Source organism: Rhodococcus globerulus NBRC 14531 (genome assembly GCF_001894805.1).
In the GTDB taxonomy this organism is placed as follows: Bacteria; Actinomycetota; Actinomycetes; order Mycobacteriales; family Mycobacteriaceae; genus Rhodococcus_F; species Rhodococcus_F globerula.
The window spans coordinates 89,533-111,466 of the sequence record NZ_BCWX01000008.1; the positions used below are offsets into that span (position 1 = coordinate 89,533).

Here is a 21,934-nt window from a genome sequence, read left to right on the forward strand (position 1 = left end):
TCGCCGATACCCCACCTCATTCGCCGACATTCCAGGAGTAGAGTGCAGTGCATGCAGCGCGCACTCCTTCTTGGTTGCCGCGACGGGGTCTGATCCAGACTGGCCTCCCGTCGCGGGGTTTTGTGTGCGCCGGTCGACCAAGCCTTCCGGACTTTCGGTCTTGACCAACAGGTCATCAGGCCGGGTCCACAATCGTTGGAGATCACCCCATGTCCCCCGCTGACGCATTCACCACCGGCACTCGCATCATCACGCCTCCCACCAAGCCGGCACCGGCCGACCAGCCTGCGTGGAACACGCAGAAGAACTCGTCGATGCCCACGTTCCGTTACCGGCCATTCTCCGAAGAAGTCGAAACGGTCACGCTGCCGGACCGCACTTGGCCGGACAAAGTCATCGACCGCGCCCCGCAGTGGTGCGCGGTGGACCTGCGTGACGGCAACCAGGCCCTGATCGACCCGATGAGCCCGGCGCGTAAGCGTCGTATGTTCGATCTGCTGGTCCGGATGGGTTACAAGGAGATCGAGGTCGGCTTCCCGTCGGCAAGCCAGACGGACTTCGACTTCGTCCGCGAAATCATCGAAGACGGCGCAATCCCGTCCGATGTGACCATCCAGGTGCTGACGCAGTCGCGTCCCGAGCTGATCAAGCGCACGTTCGAGGCGTGTGAAGGCGCTGAGAACGCGATCGTGCACTTCTACAACTCCACCTCGATCCTGCAGCGTCGTGTCGTCTTCCGCGCCGACAAGGCCACGATCAAGAAGATCGCCACCGACGCCGCCGAACTGGTGCTCGCTGAGTCGAAGAAGTACCCGGACACCAACTGGCGCTGGGAGTACTCCCCCGAGTCCTACACCGGCACCGAGCTGGAGTACGCCAAGGAAGTATGTGATGCCGTCACCGAAACCCTGGGTGCCACGCCGGCAAACCCGGTGATCCTGAACCTGCCCGCGACGGTCGAGATGGCCACGCCCAACGTGTACGCCGACTCCATCGAGTGGATGCACCGCAACCTGGCTCGCCGCGACTCGGTCATCCTGTCGCTGCACCCCCACAACGACCGTGGCACCGGCGTCGCTGCAGCCGAGCTGGGCTACCAGGCCGGCGCCGACCGCATCGAAGGCTGCCTGTTCGGCAACGGCGAGCGCACCGGCAACGTCTGCCTGGTCACCCTCGCCCTGAACATGTTCACGCGTGGCGTCGACCCTCAGATCGACTTCTCCAACATCGACGAGATCCGTCGTACGGTCGAGTACTGCAACCAACTGCCCGTCCACGAGCGTCATCCGTACGGCGGCGACCTGGTCTACACCGCGTTCTCCGGCAGTCACCAGGACGCCATCAACAAGGGCCTCGACGCCATGAAGATCGACGCCGACGGCCAGAACGCCGACGTCGACGACATCGTGTGGCAGGTTCCGTACCTGCCCATCGACCCCAAGGACGTCGGCCGCAGCTACGAGGCCGTCATCCGCGTGAACTCGCAGTCCGGCAAGGGTGGCGTCGCGTACATCATGAAGGCCGATCACGGTCTCGTGCTGCCGCGTCGTCTGCAGATCGAGTTCTCGCAGTCCGTCCAGAAGATCACCGACGGCGAGGGCGGCGAGGTTTCGCCGAAGGAAATGTGGGACGTCTTCCACGAGGAGTACCTGGCTCCCGTCCGCCCGCTCGAGCGCATGAAGCAGAAGGTCACCGCGTCCGAGGAGGACGGTGGCACTGATGCGATCACCGCGATCGTAAAGGTGAACGGCAAGGAGCAGGAGATCTCGGGTACCGGTAACGGCCCGCTCGCTGCCTTTGTCGACGCTCTGGGAAGCATCAACTTCGACGTTCGCGTTCTCGATTACTCCGAGCACGCCATGTCCGCTGGTGACGACGCTCAGGCTGCCGCATACGTCGAGTGCGCCGTGACCGGCCCCGACGGTCAGAGCACCGTCGTCTGGGGCGTCGGTATCGCTACCTCGATTACGACGGCGTCGCTGCGAGCAGTGGTTTCGGCAGTTAACCGCGCTAGCTAGGACAACTGTCGAGTGTGGCTCCTATCCATTCGGATAGGAGCCACACTTGTCTGAACTTCACATCGATTTTCGATGAACGACGTACGTCCTGAATCGGATATTAAAGAATTCATTACCGTTATTTCATCCTTTGAGGATGATGCGGATGTGGTCACCGCGTGAGATAGTTCATCTCAGACAATTCCGACCTGCGAAATGGGGCTCGACATGGATTCCTTCTGGGATTTCCTCTGGGTGATACTCGTCAGTTTTGCGTTCGTCGCATACCTGATTCTGCTGTTCTCAATCATTACGGACCTGTTCCGCGACCACAAGACTTCAGGCTGGAAGAAGGCTATCTGGGTATTCTTCCTCTTCGTCATTCCCTGGCTCACGGCGCTCATCTACCTGATCGTCAAGAGCGACGGTATGGCTCAGCGCTCCATGGAGGCAGCGCACCAGGTCAAGCAGGCACAGGACAGCTACATTCGTGAGGTAGCGGGTAAGTCTCCCGCCGAGGCAATCGCAGACGCGAAGGCACTTCTCGACGCCGGCACCATTACCGAAGACGAATTCGCCTCCCTGAAGGCCAAGGCTCTGGCAGCCTGATTCATCTTCAGTTCAATTGCAGGTTGCACCACCAAAGCGGGAGCGGCACTAATCGTGTCGCTCCCGTTTTGTTTATTCTCCGACGGCCCGTGCAACGTCGCGGAACGCCGCGAGCACCACTGCGATCGCGGGACTTCGATCGGCGTGCAATCGCGTGGCCAATTCATAGACCCGGGCAGCACGCACACCGGCGATCGGTTTCCTCGACACTGCAGGATGTGTGATCGCGTGCCGCGGCATCAACGCCACTCCGTGACCGGCGGCGACCAGTTCCTCGATAACCCGGAAATCGTTTATCCGATGTCCGACGCGAGGTTGCACACCGGTAACAGCCGCAACTGACATCAGTACGTCGTCGACCGGAAATCCTCCGCGCACACTGATCCAGTTCTCGTCCACCAACTGATCCAACCGAACCGAATCCTGCTTTGCCAGAGGATGATCCGGCCGCAGCACCAAGTCGATGGGCTCACGCATCAGAGGCTGCACGCTCACCCGCGGAAACGACGTCTCCGCAGCGCGTTCGTCGCGATGGGTGAGGATCACGTCGTGATCGGCCAGAAGCCGCGGCACCGCAGACGCCGGCTGATCCACGTCGCACGCATCGATGTCGACGCCGGACCCTTCGAGTGCCGTCAACACCCTGGGCAGCAGCAACGCCGCCCCGGACGGAAAGAACGCCACCCGCACCTTGCCTCGCGGCGAACCCCGGTACGACGCCATCTCCGCGTCCGCACGTTCGAGAGCGGCCACCACGTCGTCGGCGCGCAGCACCAACGCACGGCCGGCGTCGGTGAGCCTGAGTTTGCGCCCGTCCGGTTCCAGGAGCGGCACACCGGCCTCGCGGGCGAGGATCTTGAGCTGCTGGGAGACTGCGGACGGAGTCATGGAGAGGGCGTCGGCGGTGCTTCCGACCGTTCCTCTGTCCGCCAGCTCACGCAGCACTCTCAACCGGGTTGCATCCATGTAGAAAAACTACATTAATGGTCCATCTTTATTCGCTTGTCCTGATGCTTTACACAGCTCACGATTAACGACATGACTCCTCGCGACCGCCTTCTCGGATTGACCGTCGCGATCATGTGGGGATTGAACTTCCTGGCGATCCGGGTCGGACTCGACCACTTCCCGCCGTACTTCTTCGCCGCGCTGCGCTTTTTACTCATCGCGATTCCCGTGATGATCTTCGTGCCGCGCCCTCAGGTTCCGGCGCGATGGCTGTTGCTCTACGGCTTCGGTTTCGGTTTCGGCCAATTCGTCTTCCTGTACTGGGCGATGCACACGGGTATGCCGACCGGTCTCGCCTCGTTGGTCCTGCAGTCGTCCGCTCCCTTCACTGTTCTGCTGGGCGCAGTTCTGTTGCGGGAGAAGCTCAGCGCGTGGCAGGTGTCCGGCATCGGTGTTGCCGTGGCGGGCATGGCCCTGATCGGATGGGATCGCTCGCACCAGGCCGCGTTGTTACCAGTGATCCTGACCCTGCTGGCCGGCTTGTCCTGGGCTTTCGGCAACCTCGGTAGCCGCCTCGCGGCCGCGGGTACCACCGGGGACCCAGCGCCCATGCGCCTGATGTTGTGGATGTGCGTCATTCCTCCGCTGCCGATGCTTGCCCTGTCCGCTGCCGTCGAAGGTCCGAGCACGGGCTGGGAGGCCCTCGGAACCTCGTTCAGTGCCGACGGGTGGCCGGCGCTGATCGGACTCGCGTACATCGTGTTGATCGGCACCATCGCCGGGTCGGGCATCTGGACCATCCTGATGGGACGCTATCCCGCAGGCACGGTCGCACCACTCTCGCTGCTCGTCCCGGTAGTGGGAATCGGCGCATCCTGGCTGTTCCTGCACGAAAATCCCAGCGCATTGTCACTGGTGGGAGCCGTAGTCGTGATCGCCGGGGCAAGCGCCGCCCAGATCCGACGCACCCCCAAGGCCGCTGTTCCGTCGAACACACCCGTACGACAAGCACCTGCACGACTCGAAGTCTGACGGCGCGCTGTGCCAAACTCGGGCCGTGGGAACTGGACTATCGATCACGACACGCGGAAAGCTCGCCCTGCGCGCTGCCGCCACAGCCTCCTGGGCATCGCAGAAAGCCGGCCGCGGCAAGGGCTCCATGATCGGTGGGCTCATCGCCCTCAAGATCGACCCGACGCTGATGACCCAACTCGGACGCGGGAAGCGAACCGTTGTCGTCACCGGCACCAACGGCAAGTCGACAACAACGCGCATGACGGCAGCGGCACTCGCGACGCTTGGTGACGTAGCAACACAGGCCGACGGCGCCAACATGGACGCCGGAATCGTCGCGGCACTGGCAAACCGGATGAACGCGCCGGTCGCGGCACTCGAAGTCGACGAACTTCACGTTCCCCATGTCGCCGACGCCGTGAACCCCGAAGTGATCGTGCTCCTGAATCTGAGCCGCGATCAGCTGGACCGCGTCGGCGAGATCAACATGATCGAACGCAAACTGCGGGCATGCGTCAATGCGCACCCGAATGCGGTCATCGTCGCCAACTGTGACGACGTGCTGGTCACCTCCGTGGCATACGACGCCCCCAACGTCGTGTGGGTTGCGGCCGGCGGCGGCTGGGCAAGCGATTCCGTCAGCTGCCCGCGCACCGGCGAACCCATCGTGTGGGAGGGAAAGCACTGGCGCAGTACCGGTTCGGACTTCGCGCGGCCCGAGCCGGCGTGGTGGCTCGACGACGACAATCTCTACGGCCCTGATGGCTTGAAGATTCCGATGACGCTGACGCTTCCCGGAAAAGCCAACCGCGGCAACGCAGCTCAGGCCGTCGCTGCTGCAGTGGCCTTGGGCGCGGATCCGGTCGGCGCAGTTACCGCCGCGTCGACGGTCCAGGAAGTTGCCGGGCGATACAGCACCGTCCAGGTGGGCTCCCATTCCGTCCACATGCTCCTCGCGAAGAATCCCGCCGGCTGGCAGGAAGCACTGTCGATGATCGACCCTTCCGTCGACGGCTTGGTCATCGCCGTGAACGGGCAGGTCCCCGACGGCGAGGATCTCTCCTGGCTGTGGGACGTGAAGTTCGAACACTTCGAAGGCGTCAAGGTAGTCGCGGCGGGTGAGCGCGGAACCGACCTCGCGGTGCGCCTCACCTACGCCGGCGTCGAGCACACCCTGGAGCCGGATCCCTTGCGCGCCATCGCGTCCTGCCCGCCCGGTCGCGTCGAAGTTCTTGCCAACTACACGGCATTCCGCGATCTGAACACCGCAATCGCCAAGGAGACTCGCGATGTCTGATTCGACAGTGCGCATCGGGCTTGTCCTTCCCGACGTCATGGGCACCTACGGCGACGGCGGTAACGCCCTGATTCTGCGTCAGCGCCTGCGCATGCGCGGCTACGACGCCGAGATCGTCGACATCACGCTCAACGACCCGGTGCCGGATTCACTCGACGTCTACGCCCTCGGCGGTGCGGAGGATTCTGCGCAGCGCCTCGCTACCCGGCATCTCGCGAAATACCCCGGGCTGCAGCGTGCAGCCGAACGCGGCGCACCCGTCCTCGCTATCTGCGCTGCCATCCAGGTTCTGGGAAACTGGTACGAAACCTCGAGTGGCGAGCGCGTCGACGGCGTGTCGATGCTCGACGTCACGACCGCACCGCAGGAAAAGCGCTCGATCGGTGAAGTCATCACGAAGCCCTTGATCAAGGGGCTCACCGCACCGCTGTCTGGTTTCGAAAACCATCGTGGTGGAACCACTCTCGGCGCCGACGCGTCCGGCTTCGCACGCGTCACGCACGGTGTCGGCAACGGTGTCGGCGACGGCCTGGAGGGCGTCACCCAGGGTTCCGTCATCGGCACGTACATGCACGGACCGGTCCTGGCCCGCAATCCCGAGTTGGCAGACCTGTTACTGATGCGCGCTCTGGGCGTGGACTCACTCGAGCCCCTGCACCTGCCCGAGGTCGATCAGCTTCGCAAGGAACGACTCTCGGTTCGCTGATCTGTAGAGTTGGAGCGCTTCTGCATCCCGGCACTTCTGCTTACCGCACCAGGGCGCCTGGAAACGTAAAGTCGACACGGACCGCCCGACCACGAACAGGACGCCAATGAGTACCCTGCAAACTCTGGATCGTGGGCTGCGTGCGCTCGACATCATTGCCCAGTTCCCGACCGGGATTTCGGTTGCGGACCTTGCTCGTGAGCTCGACGTGCACCGAGCCATCTGCTATCGCATCGTTTCGACACTCGAAGCACATTCGCTGATCGCTCGCATCGAGGATGGACGGATTCGTCTTGGTGTCGGAGCCGCGGTTCTCGGTTCTTGCTTCGAGCCACAGCTCAACCGGGACGGGCAGTCACTACTCCACTCACTGGCAAACACCACGCGTGCAACCGCCTTCATATCCGTTGCGCAAGGCCAGGATTGCGTTGTACTGATGGTCGCCGAACCCGAAGACACTCTCATCCGAGTGGGATACAGAACCGGCACGCGACACCCCCTCGACAAGGGTGCTGCCGGTATCGCGATATTGGCCATGCGGCCCGACGCTGCGTCTGATTCCGAAGAGATCAAACGGGCACGCAAGGACGGATACAGCCTGACTGTGGGGCAACTCGAGCACGGCGCCATCGGCATTGCCTCCGGGATTGCACTGCCGGAGAACCTCGGATCGGCTACGAACCTCGAGCGCAGCGTCGGCGTCGTGGCGATCGACGGTCTCGACACCGAACTCGCTGCCCAAGCCGTGATGACCACAGCGCGAGAACTCGAACGCCTCATCTCTGCCTGATCGTTCCGTCGGGGAAATCTTCGCCCGACTGTGTTTTTCAGCCATCTTGACCTTTGAATGTGACCTCACTTACCCTGTGCGAAGTGCGCTCAAAGCACACTATGTGCGCTATTAGTAACTTCACAGTTCAGGACGGTTTATAGAGATGTCAGAAGTCATGAACGGATGCCCGATCGATCATGCGGCTCTTAACTCGGGATGTCCGGTATCCGGAAAGGCAGCCAGCTTCAATCCCTTCGGCGGCGACTACCAGGTGGACCCCGCTGCGTCGCTGCGCTGGTCCCGTGACGAGGAGCCCGTGTTCTTCAGTCCCGAAATCGGCTACTGGGTCGTCACTCGTTATTCGGACGTCAAGGCCGTCTTCCGCGACAACATCCTGTTCTCGCCGTCCATCGCACTGGAGAAGATCACCCCTGTCTCGGAGGAAGCCACCGCCACCCTCGCCAAATACGATTACGGGATGTCGCGCACCCTGGTGAACGAAGACGAGCCGGCGCACATGCCGCGTCGCCGCGCGTTGATGGATCCGTTCACGCCGGCGGAACTCGTGCACCACGAGCCGATGGTTCGGCGCCTCGTCCGCGAGTACGTCGACCGCTTCGTGAACTCAGGCAAGGTCGACCTCGTCGACGAAATGCTGTGGGAGGTCCCGCTCACCGTGGCGCTGCACTTCCTCGGCGTGCCGGAGGAGGACATGGACGACCTACGCAAGTACTCGATCGCGCACACCGTCAACACCTGGGGCCGACCTGCACCCGAGGAACAGGTCGCGGTCGCCGAAGCCGTAGGCAAGTTCTGGCAGTACGCAGGCACGGTGCTCGAAAAGATGCGCAAGGATCCCTCCGGCCACGGCTGGATGCCCTACGGTCTCCGCGTTCAGAAGGAACAACCGGAGGTCGTCACCGACTCCTATCTGCACTCGATGATGATGGCGGGAATCGTTGCCGCTCATGAGACCACCGCCAACGCATCAGCAAACGCATTCCGCTTGTTGCTCGAAAACCGGAGCGTGTGGCAGGAGATCTGCGAGGATCCCAGTCTGATCCCGAACGCCGTCGAGGAGTGCCTGCGACACTCTGGCTCAGTTGCCGCGTGGCGCCGACTGGCCACTGCCGACACCCGAATCGGCGACATCGACATCCCGAAGGGCTCCAAGCTCCTGATCGTCACATCGTCCGCGAACCGCGACGACCGCCATTTCGAGAGCGGGGACGAGTTCGACATCCGTCGCGAGAACTCCAGCGATCACCTCACTTTCGGCTACGGCAGCCATCAGTGCATGGGCAAGAATCTGGCTCGCATGGAGATGCAGATCTTCCTCGAGGAGATCACCACACGACTCCCACACCTGGAACTCGTCCCCGATCAGGAGTTCACCTACCTACCGAACACCTCATTCAGAGGTCCGGATCATGTTTGGGTGCAGTGGAATCCGGACGCAAACCCTGAACTCCGCGATGCTTCGATTCTCCTGCGACGACAGCCCGTGAAGGTCGGCGAGCCGTCCAAGACCAATATCTCGCGCACGGTGCGAGTGGAGGCGATCACTCCCGCCGCCGACGGCGTGGTCACGGTGACCCTTTCCGATCCTTCCGGCAAAGCACTTCCGAAGTGGACGCCGGGCGCGCACATCGACATCGATCTCGGCGATCTGACGCGGCAGTACTCGCTGTGCGGCAACCCTCACGATCTGTCCCGCTACGAGATCGCCGTGCGCGAAGAGTCCGAGAGCCGGGGCGGCTCGCGCTACGTGCATCACACTCTCGAAGCCGGAAACACCCTCAAGATGCGTGGGCCCCGCAACCATTTCAAGCTCGATCCGGCTGCCGAGCGCTACGTCTTCGTGGCAGGCGGCATCGGTATCACGCCGATCGTGGCAATGGCCGATCACGCCAAGGCCGCCGGCAAGGACTACGAGATCCATTACTGCGGACGCGATGTCGCCACGATGGCGATGCTCGACAGGCTGAATGCCGATCACAGCGACCACCTTGTCGTGCATTCCAGCGCCGCTGGCAACCGTCTCGACATCGCGACAGTGTTCTCCACTGCGACGGCACACACTCAGATCTACTCCTGTGGTCCTGAACGACTGCTCTCCGCGCTCGAGGAGGCTACTGCGCACTGGCCGGAAGACTCGCTGCACGTCGAGCATTTCACCTCGACGCTCGCGACACTCGACCCGTCCAACGAGCACGCGTTCGAGGTCGAACTCCGCGACTCAGGTCTGACAATCCAGGTCGCTGCCGATCAGACCGTCCTCGACGCGTTGCGTGCCTCCAATATCGACATCCCCAGCGATTGCGAGGAAGGCCTGTGCGGTTCGTGCGAGGCCCCCGTACTCGACGGCGAGGTGGATCACCGAGACATGGTGCTCACGAAAACCGAACGCGCTCAGAATAAATCGATGATGACCTGCTGCTCGCGCGCCTGCGGACAGAAGATCACACTCGCGCTCTGACCCACATTTCCCCGTTTCTTCCCGACCCGAAAGGATCCTCATGGGATCACAGACAACCCAGGTCTCCGACCTGAAAGAACCTCCCGTCAGCGACGCCGTTCCCCGCAGTAGTTTCAAGCGCGTACTGACCGGCAGCATGGCTGGTGCCGTTCTCGAGTGGTATGACTTCGCGATCTACGGCATCCTCGCCGCCACCGTACTGGGGCCGCTTTTCTTCCCGGGCGACAGCGGCGTTGCGAAGCTGCTGCTCGCACTCGCCACCCAGGGCCTGGGCTTCGTCGCCCGGCCGCTCGGCGGCATCGTATTCGGGCACCTTGGCGACAAGTACGGCCGCAAGCCGATGCTGGTGACCACCTTCATTCTGCTGGGTACGGCGACTGCCGCGATCGGATTGCTACCCACCTACGAACAGGTGGGCATCTGGGCCACTGTCGGGTTGGTGGTACTGCGCATGATCCAGGGCTTCGCGCTCGGCGGCGAGTTCGGTGCCGCAGTGCTGCTGGTCAGTGAGTACGGCGAACCCAAGCGTCGTGGTTTCTGGGCCTCGTGGCCGCAGGCCGGTGCTCCGATGGGTACGGTTCTGGCCACTGTCGTGGTCTCGATTCTCGTATTCGCAGTCCCGGACGAGGCGTTCGACCAGTGGGGTTGGCGCATCGCCTTCCTGTTCGCGATCCCGCTGCTCGCCATCGGCTTCTGGGTGCGTCGCGGCGTCGAGGAATCGCCTGTGTTCAAGGCCGCACAGGAGCAAGCCGCACAGGCTCCGCAGGAAGAACGCTCGAGCATTTTCGAAGCCTTGTCGCGACCGAGTGTGGTGCTCATCGGTCTCGGTATGCGCATCGGCGAAAACATCGCTTTCTACATCTATACGATCTTCGTTATCGCTTACGCCACCACATATTTCGACTTTGCGCGCGGCGATGTCATCATGGCCGTTACCTTCGCCTCGGTGTTCCAGTTCGTCGGCATGATCGGTGGCGGAGCGTGGTCGGACCGTGTCGGCCGCCGCATCGCAATGCTCGTGCCCGCTGTCGTCCTCATGATCTGGGCGCCGGTCTTCTTCTGGCTCGTGCAGCTCGAGAGTCTTCCGATGCTGTGGCTCGGTGTGTGCGTCGGCGCACTGTTCCACGGCATGCTCGCCGGACCGGAAGCAGCCTGGATCACCGAGTTGTTCCCGACCCGCTACCGTTATGCCGGCTCCTCGCTGGTGTTCCAAGGCTCGTCGATCCTCGCCGGTGCACCCGCCCCGTTCATCGCCATCTGGCTCATCGAGAACCACGGCGTCGGCATGGTCGTGGGTTACCTGGTGATCACGATGTCGATCACTGTGATCGCCCTCTTGGCAAGCCGCGAGACCAAGGGAGTCGACCTCGACAAGGTCGAGTAGTCCCGGCAGCTGAAACTCCGAGGACGTCGAGAACGGCAACGAGGTCATTGGGCGGACCTTCTCCGACTCCCGTGTGGTGTCTGTAGAGACTCGGTTTGCAACGCATCGTCGGAAATCTGGATCTGTGCCTGGGATCTGGATTTTCGACGATGCGAGACTGAACCGACGGCCTTACTCTGGTCGTCATTTCGAGAACACGCCTCGCGATCAGTGCGCGGCAGAGCCCTTCGTTCCCTCGGTGAGAACCAACTCCACTGCCAGCAGTGCCGCGCAGGCCAGACCGGCCACCAATTCCGGGACGGCGGTGAAAGTACCGCCCAGGATCACCGCAATAGCGACGCCGAATGGCACGAGGGTTCGCGTCGACGAATCGTGCAAGCGGATGTGAATGAACCACAGCGCTGCCAGGATGATGGCCACCGGCACCGTGACGGCCGCACCGGTCACCAACGCGCTGCCTTCGGCGTGACCGGTCCAGTAGTCGACGCGGGAAGCCAATCCGGCACCGATGGCAGCGGCGGAGGCAAAGATGAAGTAGTGCCCGAAACCCCAGACGAAGGGCGAGACGTTGTCGCCGCCGAGAGCGTCGCCGGCGTTTCGCTGGAAGTACAGCCACCACAGGCTGAAGACGATCAGGATTCCGCCGACCACGACGTACGCCACTTTGGCCGCCGGATGTTCACCGGACACCGCGTCCTGAATCGCGACGGTGGTGGACAGAATCGTTTCGCCGAGAACGATGATGAAGAACAGTGAGTACCGTTCCGCGATGTGGTGCGGGTGCCAGGGCGTCATTCCCGGCTTCTCCGACCACACCGGCACAGCAAATTCGCACAGCACCAGGAACAGGAACGTCGGAACGTAGATCGCGGCCGGTACAAAGTAGAAGCCGATCCACCCGAGTTGAACGAGCACGATGCCGAGGGCGTATCTACGGGCGGTGAGTGCGTGTTCGGGATCGTTCCTCGACACTCGAACCCATTGAATCACCAGGGCTATTCGCATGATGACGTAGCCGAGAATGATCAGCAGCGGATCGTTGTCGAAGAAGCGCGGAATCCCGGCTGCCAGTACCAGCGCGCCCAGAATCTGGAAGATCGTCAGAAGTCGTGCAATGCCGTCGTCGTTGTCGTAGGCGGAGGCAAACCACGTGAAGTTGAGCCACGTCCACCAGATTGCGAAGAACGCCATCGCGAAGTGCCCGACACCTGTGGCCGCGTGCCCTTCACTGATCGCGTGGTGAAGGCCCGTGGCTGCCTGGGCAACTGCCACGACAAAGCACAGGTCCGTCAGCAGTTCGAGTGGTGTGGCTACTCGATGTGCCTCATGCGGATCACGGGGAACCAACGGCCGGATGAATGAATTGATACGACTCACGGTTCGCAGAGTAGCGCTCCGATAGCGGATGCGCTGGACCCACTCAGCGAGATTGTCCACTACAGCCGGGTTTGTCGTGATACGTGTAGAGGGAACAACTCCTGTCTGCGGTAGTCCTGCGGCAGTGACAATCAGCCTGCGGGCTCAGTCGCGTAACGAGGTAGTTCTCCATGTCCATTGCACTTTCCGAAGACCAGCGCGCTCTTGCGCAGTCGGTTCGCAGTTACATCTCGCGAGCGGACCCACTCGCCGAGGCTCGCGAGAGTCTCGACAATCCGACGCACGAATTGCCGTCGGGGTGGTCGACTTTCGCCGAGCTTGGCTGGTTGGGCGTCCACCTGCCGGAGGAATACGGTGGCGCCGGGTTCGGCTTGCCTGAATTGTCCGTGGTGGTAGAAGAATTGGGATCCGCGGTGACTCCCGGGCCGCTGCTTCCGACGGTGTGGGCATCGGCGGTGATTGCCGCGGCAGGAGCTATCGAACAACAGGCCGAACTGCTTCCGGGTCTGATCGACGGAACCGCTGTCGCAGCAGTCGGAATCGCCGCGACGGCCACCCTATCGGGCGTCAGTGTCGAGATTGCCGAACCCGTCGAGGTTCTGTGCGCCGCGATGGCCGACATCCTTCTGGTCTCGATCGGCGAGGACGTTGTTGTACTACGGCGCGAACAGGTACAGATCACCGGCGCCCCGACGCTCGATCCGACGCGCCCGCTCTCTGCGGTGACCACAAACGGTAGCGTCGACGCCGTTGCGGTTCTGCCCGGCGCGAGTGCCAACGCAGTGTCGATCGGACGCACCCTGGCGGCTGTCGAAGCCGCGGGCGTGATCACCGCGGCCACGAACCTGGCTGTCGAATATGCCAAGGCCCGCTTTGCTTTCGGCCGCGCAATCGGCTCCTTCCAGTCGGTAAAGCACATCCTTGCCAACATGCTCGTGGACCGCGAAATGTCGACCGCTGCAGCGTGGGATGCGGCCCAGGCAGCCTCCGACAACAAGGATCAGAGCGCCCTCGCCGCAGCTGTTGCCGTGGTGACCGCCCTCCCCGCCGCCATGCGGGTAGCCCAGAAGTGCATCCAGGTGCACGGCGGAATCGGCTACACGTGGGAGCACGACGCCCACCTGTATCTGCGTCGCGCGGGCGCATTGAACGCCTCCTTCTCCCCCGTTGTCGCCCGAGCCGATATCGCCGACGCCACCGCCGCCGGCATCCGACGCGAATCGAGCATCGAACTGCCCGCCGAGGCCGACGAGTACCGCACGCAGGCTCGGGCTTTCGTCAAAGAAGCCGTCGCCGCACCCGCTGATCAGCTTCGACGCCTACTCGTCGACTCGGGTTATGCCGTTCCCCATTGGCCGAAGCCGTGGGGCCGGGGTGCAGGTGCCATCGAGCAGTTGGTTCTGGAAGAGGAACTGTCGGCACTCGAGTTGCCGCAGTACGGAATCGGCGAATGGGTCCTCCTCACCGTTGTCGGACACGGCACGGCGGAACAACACGAACGCTTTGTCGACGCCAGCCTCATGGGCACCGTGAAATGGTGCCAGCTGTTCAGCGAACCCGGCGCCGGTTCCGACGCAGCAGGCATCACTACCAGGGCTCGGCGCGTCGACGGCGGCTGGATTGTCAACGGCCAGAAGACCTGGACCAGCGGCGGCGTGACCTCCACGCACGGCATGGCAACTGTTCGCACCGACCCGGAGGCACGAAAGCACAAGGGCATCACCATGATGCTGATCGACATGTCTGCGCCCGGCGTGCAGGTACGTCCGATCAAGCAGATCACCGGCGATTCGCATTTCTCCGAGGTTTTCCTCGACGACGTGTTTGTTCCCGATGCCGATGTGCTCGGTGAAGTCAACGGCGGCTGGGGAGTTGCGCGGTCCGCACTCGGAAACGAGCGTGTCACCATCGGCCGGGAACGACTCGGTCTGGGCGTCACCTACAGCATCCACGATCTGTTCACCGTGGTGCGCGAACAGAACTCGGGCATGGATGACACGGTGGCCGACCTGGTTGCCGAGGATCTGGCGCTGCGGGCATTGACCACCCGAATCGCGGAACTCGCGGTGCTCGGCGCAGGACCGGGCCCCGAGGGCGCGGTCCTGAAACTCGTCGGCAGCGAACACGGTCAGCGACTCGCCGACGCCGGACTGCTGCTCTCCGGCTTCCTGCCCGCAGGCAGCGAACTGAAAATGCCTGTCCATCACAGTTTTCTGGAAGTGCGCTTCCAGACCATCGCCGGTGGTACGTCGGAAATCCTCCGCAACCAGATCGGCGAACTCATTCTCGGACTACCCAGGGAGCCAGCTCTTGCCTAATTCAGTTGATACCTCGCTCACCGGCCGCACCGCTGTCGTCACCGGCGCCGGAGCCGGCTTGGGCCGCACCGAAGCACTCGCATTGGCCTCTCGCGGTGCCAGTGTCGTGGTCAACGACATCGGTTCTGCTGCAGACGATGTCGTGCGCGAAATCGAAGCTCTCGGATCCCGTGCTATTGCGGTGACCGGCGACGTCAGCGACTGGTCGCTGGGAGATCGCCTGGTGGAAGCCGCGGTCGATACCTTCGGCAGCTTGGACATCGTGGTCAACAATGCCGGAATCACCCGCGACGCGATGCTCTTCAACATGACCGAGAAGCAGTGGGACGACGTCATCGCGATTCACCTCAAAGGCCATGCGGCGCTCTCCCGCTCGGCTGCGGTGCATTGGCGCGCCGCGGGCAAGGCTGCTGGTGGCCCGGTGTACGGACGCGTCATCAACACGGCGTCCGAAGCGTTTCTGCTCGGCGGTGCTGGTCAAGCCAATTACGCTGCCGCCAAAGCGGGCATCGTGGCACTGACGCTGTCCACCTCACGTGGACTGGCGAAGTACGGCGTCACCGCCAACGCGATCTGCCCACGTGCCCGCACCGAGATGACGGCAGGCGTCTTTGCCGACGGTGAACCGGATACGGGACTCGACATCATGGCACCCGAACGTGTTGCTACCTTCGTCTCTTTCCTGGCAACTCCGGCAGCACAGACGATCAACGGCCAGGTGTTTGTCGTCTACGGCGACATGGTGGCGTTGATGGCCCCGCCCACGGTGCAACAGAAGTTTGTTGCCGCGGACGGGGTCTTCACAGTAGAAGAGTTCGCAGATCAGCTGGTGCCCTATGTCGCTGAACTACCTGCGGGACAAACCTATTCCGCGAGCAGCATCATCGAACTGGATACAACTGGCACCTAACCACTGTGCGCCTTTGTCAACCGCCCGCGGTTAACAAAGGCGCACAGCACGCTAGCTCGGCAACATCGCCAATCGGCCATGTGCGCGAAATTCCGCTTCTATGGCGTCTCGGCCACCGTCGTCGAGTAAGACGTACTCACGCGTTCGTCCCACCCTGGTGTACACGGAATCGTCTGTGGCCCAAGCTGCGCGCCGTAGCGGCGTCTTGTTGACCTTGTTGCTTCCGGTCAGGGGCAACCGATCGATGACCCGAACGAATCGTGGCCACCACTTTGCGCCCATGTCCGGCTGCTCGTCGAGGAAATCACCGAAGCTCTTGGGGTCGAAGCTCACGCCGTCTTCCATCTCGACCACAACCATGACCTGGTCACCGGTCCGCGGGTCCGGAACGGCGAAGATCGGAGCGGCAGCCACTCCCGGAACCCGTTGCAAGACACGCTCAACCGGCGCGGCAGAGAAGTTCTCGCTGTCCACGCGCAACCAGTCGGAGGACCGTCCGGCAAAATAGAAGTAGCCGTCGCTGTCACGGTAGGCCAGGTCGCCGGACCAGAAATCGGCGCCCTTGACTCGATCCGCCATCGCCCCGGGGTTCTTGTAGTACCCCTCGAACGTGTGAGCCAGGCCGATTGCCACCATCTCACCGATCGCCTCGGCGTTGACCAGACGACCGTCGCTGTCGAATTCCGCAGGCGGGCATTCGATACCTGTCGCTTCGTCGAGAACCCGGATGTCGAGACCGTTCTGCGGAATACCCAGAGAGTCCCGGGGCGTCTGCGGTGTGCGCCCGATCCGGAACACCCCTTCGCTGAGCCCGTAGCCCTCCATCACGGTGCATCCGTACCGCTCGGAGAATCGTCGGACGTCGGTTTCCGACGCCTCGGTGCCGAAGGCCAACTCCAGGGTGCTCTGCGCATCCCGGGGATCCTCGGGGCTGCTCAACGTGTACGACAGTGCCCGGCCGACATAGTTGACGTACGTGACGCCGTAGCGGTGGATATCCGGACCGAACTTGCTGGCCGAGAACTTCCTTGTCATCGCAACCGTCGCGCCGACGCACATCGCCGGCGCCAGGTTCAACATCACCGCGTTGCCATGGAAGAGCGGCATGCACAGGTAGGTCACGGAATCGCGGCGCAGCGATACCCGATCGACCATGGCAGCTGTCAAGCGTGCCAACCGTCCCTGTCCGACGATCACGGCCTTCGGTGCACCCGTCGAACCGGAACTGAAGAGCAGCAGCGCTTTTTCTTCCGGTGTCGGCACAGTCTCGGGTAGTGCTGCTCCGCGGAACGGCGCCAGGAACTCGGCGTACTCGGGGCTGTCGATGTTCAGGATGCGCTCGGGTGGCAGACCGTGGCCCGTGCCGTCGACGAGATGCGCCAAGGCGTTCTCGGTGATGACGACGTCCACGTCTCCGTGGCTGATGTCATGTGCCAGCTCCGCGCCACTGCGACTGGCGTTGATACCGACAACGGCCGCGCCGGCCAAAGGTCCGGCGCCCAGCCAGAATACGAAGTCCGGAACATTCTCGAGCAGGATGCCCACGTGGATCTGACGGTCGCCTGGTTGCGGCACCAACGACGTCAATGCCGCTGCACGATCGGCACTTTCCTGCACCACCTCACGCCACGACCACGAGTTGTCTTCGTATCGAAGTCCAACTTTGTCGTCCTCGGCGCGGCTTCGAATGATTTCTGCGTACGTATCCACGTCGCTCCTTACTTCAGTAGTTCAGCCGGCACCGGGGCGGGCGGGTTGAAGGTGAGATAGTCCCCAGGGAAGCCGTCCTCGTCGAGGTCGTCGGGCTGCCAGCCGGCGAGCAGACCACTGCCGTCGAGCGCATGTACGGAACGACCGAACTCTTTGAGCAGGGGCAGACTGTATGCGACACGGCCGGTCACCTCGGACGGTTCAGCAGTGCAGAGCAGGAGTGCCGCTTCGGCCATCGTGTCCTCGGGTTCGGACGGCCATCCCGGAACCGCTGCGGCAGCGTGCTCGGTTGCGACGCCACGGTTGGGCGCAAGCGAATTCACCGCAATGTTGTCGCTGTACAGCTCCATCGCGGATCCAGTGCTGATCCGGTCCATCATCGCCTTCGTTCCGCCGTACAGAACTGATCCGGCCAGCGGATGCGGCGCAAAAGGCGGCCCGACGCGTGGCCCGGCCTGCCGAGACGAGATGTTGACGATCCACCCCGCGCCGTTCGCGCGCATGCTCGGGATGACCGCCTTCATCAGGTCCCAGGTGTTCCACACGTTCGTTTCGACGGAGTCGTAGAACCACTCTCGCGGCATGTCCGCAAACAGTGTCTCGTAGCGCCGCGACGCAGCCACGTTGTTGACGAGGATGCTCACCGGTCGACCGAAGCTGTCCTCGATCCGGGCGATCAGCGCGGCGCGATCAAGTTCAGGAGTCCCCAGATCGACGGCAAAGCTTTTCGCGGTTCCTCCTGCCGCATTGATCAATCCGACGGTTTCCTCGAGCGAGCCTTGCAGGCTTCCGTCGCCGGCACGCAATGTGCGCGAGACCGCCGCAACCGGTATCCCCTCTGCTGCAATGCGTCTCGCAATCGCCCGGCCGATTCCCCGGCTGGCTCCCGTGACGACCGCGAGGCCTGTGAATCTGGTGCTGTCATTCGTCATGCGTTACACCTTCCATTTCCCCGACCACCGTGTCGGGCTGGGTTCCTTGACGCGTCCGCTACCGCAGAACTTGCGGCAGAGGACCAAGTTGTACAAGCTGACGGCCGCGGTTCCGGCCGGTCAGTACGTTTTCCAACGCCTGCGGGGCATTCTCCAACCCGTCTACGACGTCCTCGCGATAACGCAACCGCCTTGCGTCGAGTTGTTCGATTGCCCACTCGCGGTAGCGCGGATAGTGCTCGTAATGGTCGTACACCACAAAGCCTTGAATTTTCAGTCGCTTGCGAAGAACCGGGCGCAGTGGTGGCCCGAAGTCGGCTTCGGCGCCGTTGTACTCACTTGCCATGCCGCACACCACAACCTGACCGAAGTCGTTGAGCTGCTCGAACACCGCGGCCAGCGTCTCACCGCCGACATTGTCGAAATACAGGTCGACGCCATCCGGGCAGGTCCTCGCCAGTCCCGCAGCGATCGTCTCGTCGGTCCGATCGATGCAGTCTGCAAAACCGAGTTCGTTCACGACGTAGGCGACCTTGTCACCACTTGCGATGCCGACGACGCGGGCGCCGGCCAGCGCAGCCAATTGTCCGGCCACCATCCCGACGGCGCCGCCCGCAGCCGAGATCACCACCGTCATACCGGCTTCGAGCGTCGACGCGAAGTGCAGTCCGCAGTACGCCACAAATCCCGGCCTACCGAGTACTCCCAGTTCCGCTTCCAGTCGAAATCCCGGACGTGGCTCCAACAAGTCCAGGTGCTCGCCTCGGACCGTGTGAAAGACCTGCCACGTATTTCCGCCACGAACCAGGTCCCCTGGCACAAAATCCGGGTGGCGTGACGTGACAACCTCACCAACCAACGCACCGTCGAGGCCTGCCTGCGGAGGGCTCACCCCTGCCAGCACGATGTCGCCGATCCCGGCCACCGCTCCGAGCGGTCCTGGGCGTCCGTCAGCGGACGGTAGGCGCCGCCTGGCGCTGGGATCGATCGCCAGATAGCAAGCCCGGAACAACACCTCACCGTCTTGCGGCTGCTGAATTGAAGCCTTCTCGACCGAAAAGTCTTCCGCCTGTGGAAGACCCTGTGGTGCGCGCAGGACGCGCACCGCCAGGTTCTCCCCCGTGGTCATACAGGTGCGCCGATCGAAGCACCCTTCTCCAGAATATTGCCCAGTTCCATGCCGATCGCGCCTGCGCTGCCGAGCGAGAAGGCGATCTGACGCCCCCACAGGAAGTAGCGATGGATCGGGTAGTCGACATCAGCGCCGATACCGCCGTGCAGATGCTGCGTTGCGTGAACAACTCGGAGTCCACCGCGCGATGCCCACCACTTGGCCACCAGTGCAGCAGCTTCCGCTTCACTCTCCACTCCGGTGTCCATCAGCCAGGCCGCGCGTTGCGCGGTCAGTCGGATGCTCTCGGTATCGAGATACGCGTCGGCGGCCCGGACGGACACAGCCTGGTTGGTGGAGATGGGTCGACCGAACTGGATACGCTCCGAGGTGTACTTTGCTGCCATGGCCAGCGCCTCTTCGCACACACCAACAGCCAAGGCTGCCAGAGCAACCCGTGCTCGGCGCAGCGTCCATTCGTAAGTGGCAGTGCCGTCGCCAGGCAGAACGTCAGCGGCGCTGACGGTGGCCCCGTCGAACTGCACAGTGCTGTTACTTTCACGGTTTGTCACGTTCAACGTGGTGCGCGAAAGACGATCGGTGCGCACGATCATCACGCTGGTTCCGCCGCCGGGCATCGCCACCGGAACAACCACAGCGTCGGCAACGTCAGCAGCGGACACCGAATCGACGGTTCCGCGCAGCGTCCATCCGTCACCCGTTGCCTCTGCCCGCACCCGCAGGTTGGCACCGTGTCCGATGTCGAACGCGCCGGTGACAATCACGGAACCGTCGAGCAGTCCTGGAAGCCACGACACTTTCTGCTCTTCGCTGCCGAACTCTGCAATCGGCAGCGCCGCCGTTGCGACGACCGACCACAGCGGTACCTGGGCAACGCGTCGACCCTGCTGCTCGAGAACTGCAGCGAGCCCAAGCATTCCGAGGCCCGCGCCGCCCACCTCTTCGGGCAGGGCGATTCCCAGAACGTCGGAATCGGCCAGCACCTTCCACAGGTCGGCGTCGAAGCCGCCTGCACTCTCCACCGTACGTAGTCGGTCGACTCCGGACTTCGCAGCAAAGATCGATTCACTCAGATCCCGCACCGCGGACAGATTGTCGTCGAATTCGAATTCCATGTCAGCTCTTTTCGTTCGGTGTTGCAGCGGGGCGACGACGCGCAGCAAGCGTCATACCCAGGCACTTGGCCGCGACAATTTCACGCATGACTTCGTTGGTGCCACCGCCGAAGGTGTTGTTCTGAGCGCGTCGGCCGAGGTTCTCGACGCGGCCTTCGAGCACTGCACCCGGAGTTCCCGGACGCAGCAATCCCTTGGCTCCCAGCACTTCCTGCAGCATTCCGTACGTAGTCACGACGGCTTCGGTGCCGAAGATCTTGGCGGCAGCAGAATCACCACCGCCCAAGGTGTTTGCGGCAACGTCGGCAACGAGTCGCAAGTTCATCAGATCGGCTGCACTGAGCAGCGCGTAGACCTCTGCCAGCTTTTCCCGGACCCATGGGATGTCGTAGACGTGGCCGTCACCGGCCGGTTCCGTCTTCGCCCACTCGACTACCTCGGCAAAAAGCTCGTTGGCGATACCACCGCGGGCGGCCAAGGCAACCCGCTCGTGGTTGAGCTGGTTGGTGATGAGCTTCCAACCCTGATTGAGTTCACCGACAACGTTGGTGAGCGGTACCCGCACATCTTCGTAATAGGTTGCCGAGGTGCTGATTCCGCCAACCGTGTGAATTTCGGTTACGGAGAATCCGGGAGCGCTTGTCGGTACCAGTACCACCGAAATGCCCTGATGTGTCGGGGCATCCGGATCGGTGCGCACGGCCAGCCACACCCAGTCGGCAAAGACGCCGGCGCTGGTGAAGATCTTGTTGCCGTTGATGACAAGCTCGTCACCCTCGATGCGAGCTCGCGTTTCGAGAGCAGCGAGGTCGGTACCGGCGTTGGGCTCGGTGTAGCCGATGGCAAAGATCAACTCGCCGGCCAGGATCGGGCGCAGGAAGAAGTCCTTCTGCGCCTGGGTTCCATGCTTGATCAACGCGGGGCCAACCGTGTTCAGCGTGACAAGCGACAGCGGTGCATTGGCGCGAATCACCTCGTCGTAGAACACGTACAGAGCTTCGGGGTTCTCCCCGCGGCCACCGAATTCCTCCGGCCACCCCAAGCCCAACCAGCCGTCCTTGCCCATCTGGCGCAGGATGCGATCGAAGACGGGTCCGCCTTCGGTCTGATCGACCAACGCGCGGCGATCCTCGTCGTTGATGATTTCGGCGAAGTACGCGCGCAGTTCCTTGCGCAGAGTCTTCGACTCCTCTGACAAATCCAGGTACATGGGTAAGACTCCTCGAGAATATGG

Annotated in this window: 17 protein-coding genes; 10 read left to right on the forward strand and 7 right to left on the reverse strand. The window is 62.8% G+C overall.

The annotated features are described in order from the left end of the window. Positions 1-209 precede the first annotated feature (209 nt). Together leuA and RG2_RS27845 are read left to right on the forward strand one after the other, a co-directional pair. Positions 210-2,018, forward strand: a complete 1,809-nt coding sequence (gene leuA / locus RG2_RS27840) for a 2-isopropylmalate synthase (RefSeq protein ID WP_033235892.1) — start codon at positions 210-212, stop codon at positions 2,016-2,018. A 207-nt stretch (positions 2,019-2,225) separates the two neighbouring features. Beyond that, on the forward strand, positions 2,226-2,606 hold the full coding sequence (locus tag RG2_RS27845; protein WP_033235891.1) for an SHOCT domain-containing protein: 381 nt from the start codon (positions 2,226-2,228) through the stop codon (positions 2,604-2,606). A 72-nt stretch (positions 2,607-2,678) separates the two neighbouring features. Here the strand turns inward: RG2_RS27845 and RG2_RS27850 are convergent, their stop codons facing one another. Beyond that, positions 2,679-3,572, reverse strand: coding sequence for a LysR family transcriptional regulator (locus RG2_RS27850; RefSeq protein ID WP_033235890.1), 894 nt, complete (start codon positions 3,570-3,572; stop codon positions 2,679-2,681). A 72-nt stretch (positions 3,573-3,644) separates the two neighbouring features. Between RG2_RS27850 and RG2_RS27855 the strand changes: the two genes are divergently transcribed. The 6 genes from RG2_RS27855 to RG2_RS27880 all read left to right on the forward strand — a co-directional run bounded on the left by RG2_RS27855 (position 3,645) and on the right by RG2_RS27880 (position 11,206). Next, positions 3,645-4,586 carry an EamA family transporter gene (locus tag RG2_RS27855; RefSeq protein WP_033235889.1) on the forward strand — a complete coding sequence of 314 codons (942 nt, stop codon included), beginning with the start codon at positions 3,645-3,647 and terminating at the stop codon, positions 4,584-4,586. A gap of 25 nt (positions 4,587-4,611) precedes the next feature. Continuing rightward, entirely contained in the window at positions 4,612-5,865 is a 1,254-nt protein-coding gene (locus RG2_RS27860; RefSeq protein WP_033235888.1) for a Mur ligase family protein, read from the forward strand. Next, positions 5,858-6,571: a type 1 glutamine amidotransferase gene (locus tag RG2_RS27865; RefSeq protein WP_033235887.1), complete on the forward strand. Its 714-nt coding sequence runs from the start codon at positions 5,858-5,860 to the stop codon at positions 6,569-6,571. Before RG2_RS27860 ends, RG2_RS27865 begins: the two co-directional genes overlap by 8 nt. Positions 6,572-6,677: 106 nt before the next feature. After that, the gene (locus RG2_RS27870; RefSeq protein ID WP_033235886.1) at positions 6,678-7,361 is read left to right on the forward strand and encodes an IclR family transcriptional regulator; all 684 of its coding nucleotides are present in this window, start codon (positions 6,678-6,680) and stop codon (positions 7,359-7,361) included. A gap of 157 nt (positions 7,362-7,518) precedes the next feature. Further along, positions 7,519-9,822: a cytochrome P450/oxidoreductase gene (locus RG2_RS27875; protein ID WP_033235969.1), complete on the forward strand. Its 2,304-nt coding sequence runs from the start codon at positions 7,519-7,521 to the stop codon at positions 9,820-9,822. A gap of 40 nt (positions 9,823-9,862) precedes the next feature. Next, positions 9,863-11,206: an MFS transporter gene (locus tag RG2_RS27880; RefSeq protein ID WP_033235885.1), complete on the forward strand. Its 1,344-nt coding sequence runs from the start codon at positions 9,863-9,865 to the stop codon at positions 11,204-11,206. A gap of 207 nt (positions 11,207-11,413) precedes the next feature. Here RG2_RS27880 and RG2_RS27885 read toward each other — a convergent pair whose 3' ends face one another. Further along, on the reverse strand, positions 11,414-12,583 hold the full coding sequence (locus RG2_RS27885) for a low temperature requirement protein A (RefSeq protein WP_033235968.1): 1,170 nt from the start codon (positions 12,581-12,583) through the stop codon (positions 11,414-11,416). Positions 12,584-12,753: 170 nt separating this feature from the next. Here RG2_RS27885 and RG2_RS27890 point away from each other — a divergent pair, with 170 nt between their 5' ends. Both RG2_RS27890 and RG2_RS27895 read left to right on the forward strand, forming a co-directional pair. Then, complete coding sequence (locus RG2_RS27890; protein ID WP_033235884.1) at positions 12,754-14,901, forward strand: acyl-CoA dehydrogenase family protein; 2,148 nt, start codon at positions 12,754-12,756, stop codon at positions 14,899-14,901. Continuing rightward, positions 14,894-15,811 carry a 3-oxoacyl-ACP reductase gene (locus RG2_RS27895; RefSeq protein WP_033235883.1) on the forward strand — a complete coding sequence of 306 codons (918 nt, stop codon included), beginning with the start codon at positions 14,894-14,896 and terminating at the stop codon, positions 15,809-15,811. The genes RG2_RS27890 and RG2_RS27895 overlap by 8 nt, the downstream gene beginning before the upstream one ends. Positions 15,812-15,862: 51 nt before the next feature. On the opposite strand, the gene RG2_RS27900 is transcribed toward RG2_RS27895, so the two are convergent. Genes RG2_RS27900 through RG2_RS27920 form a run of 5 tightly spaced genes read right to left on the reverse strand, consistent with a single transcriptional unit; the run spans position 15,863 to position 21,910 of the window. After that, positions 15,863-17,521, reverse strand: a complete 1,659-nt coding sequence (locus RG2_RS27900) for an AMP-binding protein (protein WP_033235882.1) — start codon at positions 17,519-17,521, stop codon at positions 15,863-15,865. An 8-nt stretch (positions 17,522-17,529) separates the two neighbouring features. After that, on the reverse strand, positions 17,530-18,453 hold the full coding sequence (locus RG2_RS27905) for an SDR family NAD(P)-dependent oxidoreductase (protein ID WP_072782768.1): 924 nt from the start codon (positions 18,451-18,453) through the stop codon (positions 17,530-17,532). 58 nt (positions 18,454-18,511) lie between these two features. Further along, on the reverse strand, positions 18,512-19,582 hold the full coding sequence (locus RG2_RS27910; protein WP_051730655.1) for an MDR family NADP-dependent oxidoreductase: 1,071 nt from the start codon (positions 19,580-19,582) through the stop codon (positions 18,512-18,514). Then, positions 19,579-20,700: an acyl-CoA dehydrogenase family protein gene (locus RG2_RS27915; protein ID WP_033235881.1), complete on the reverse strand. Its 1,122-nt coding sequence runs from the start codon at positions 20,698-20,700 to the stop codon at positions 19,579-19,581. The genes RG2_RS27910 and RG2_RS27915 overlap by 4 nt, the downstream gene beginning before the upstream one ends. 1 nt (position 20,701) lies before the next feature. Beyond that, on the reverse strand, positions 20,702-21,910 hold the full coding sequence (locus RG2_RS27920) for an acyl-CoA dehydrogenase family protein (RefSeq protein ID WP_033235880.1): 1,209 nt from the start codon (positions 21,908-21,910) through the stop codon (positions 20,702-20,704). Positions 21,911-21,934: the final 24 nt, after the last annotated feature.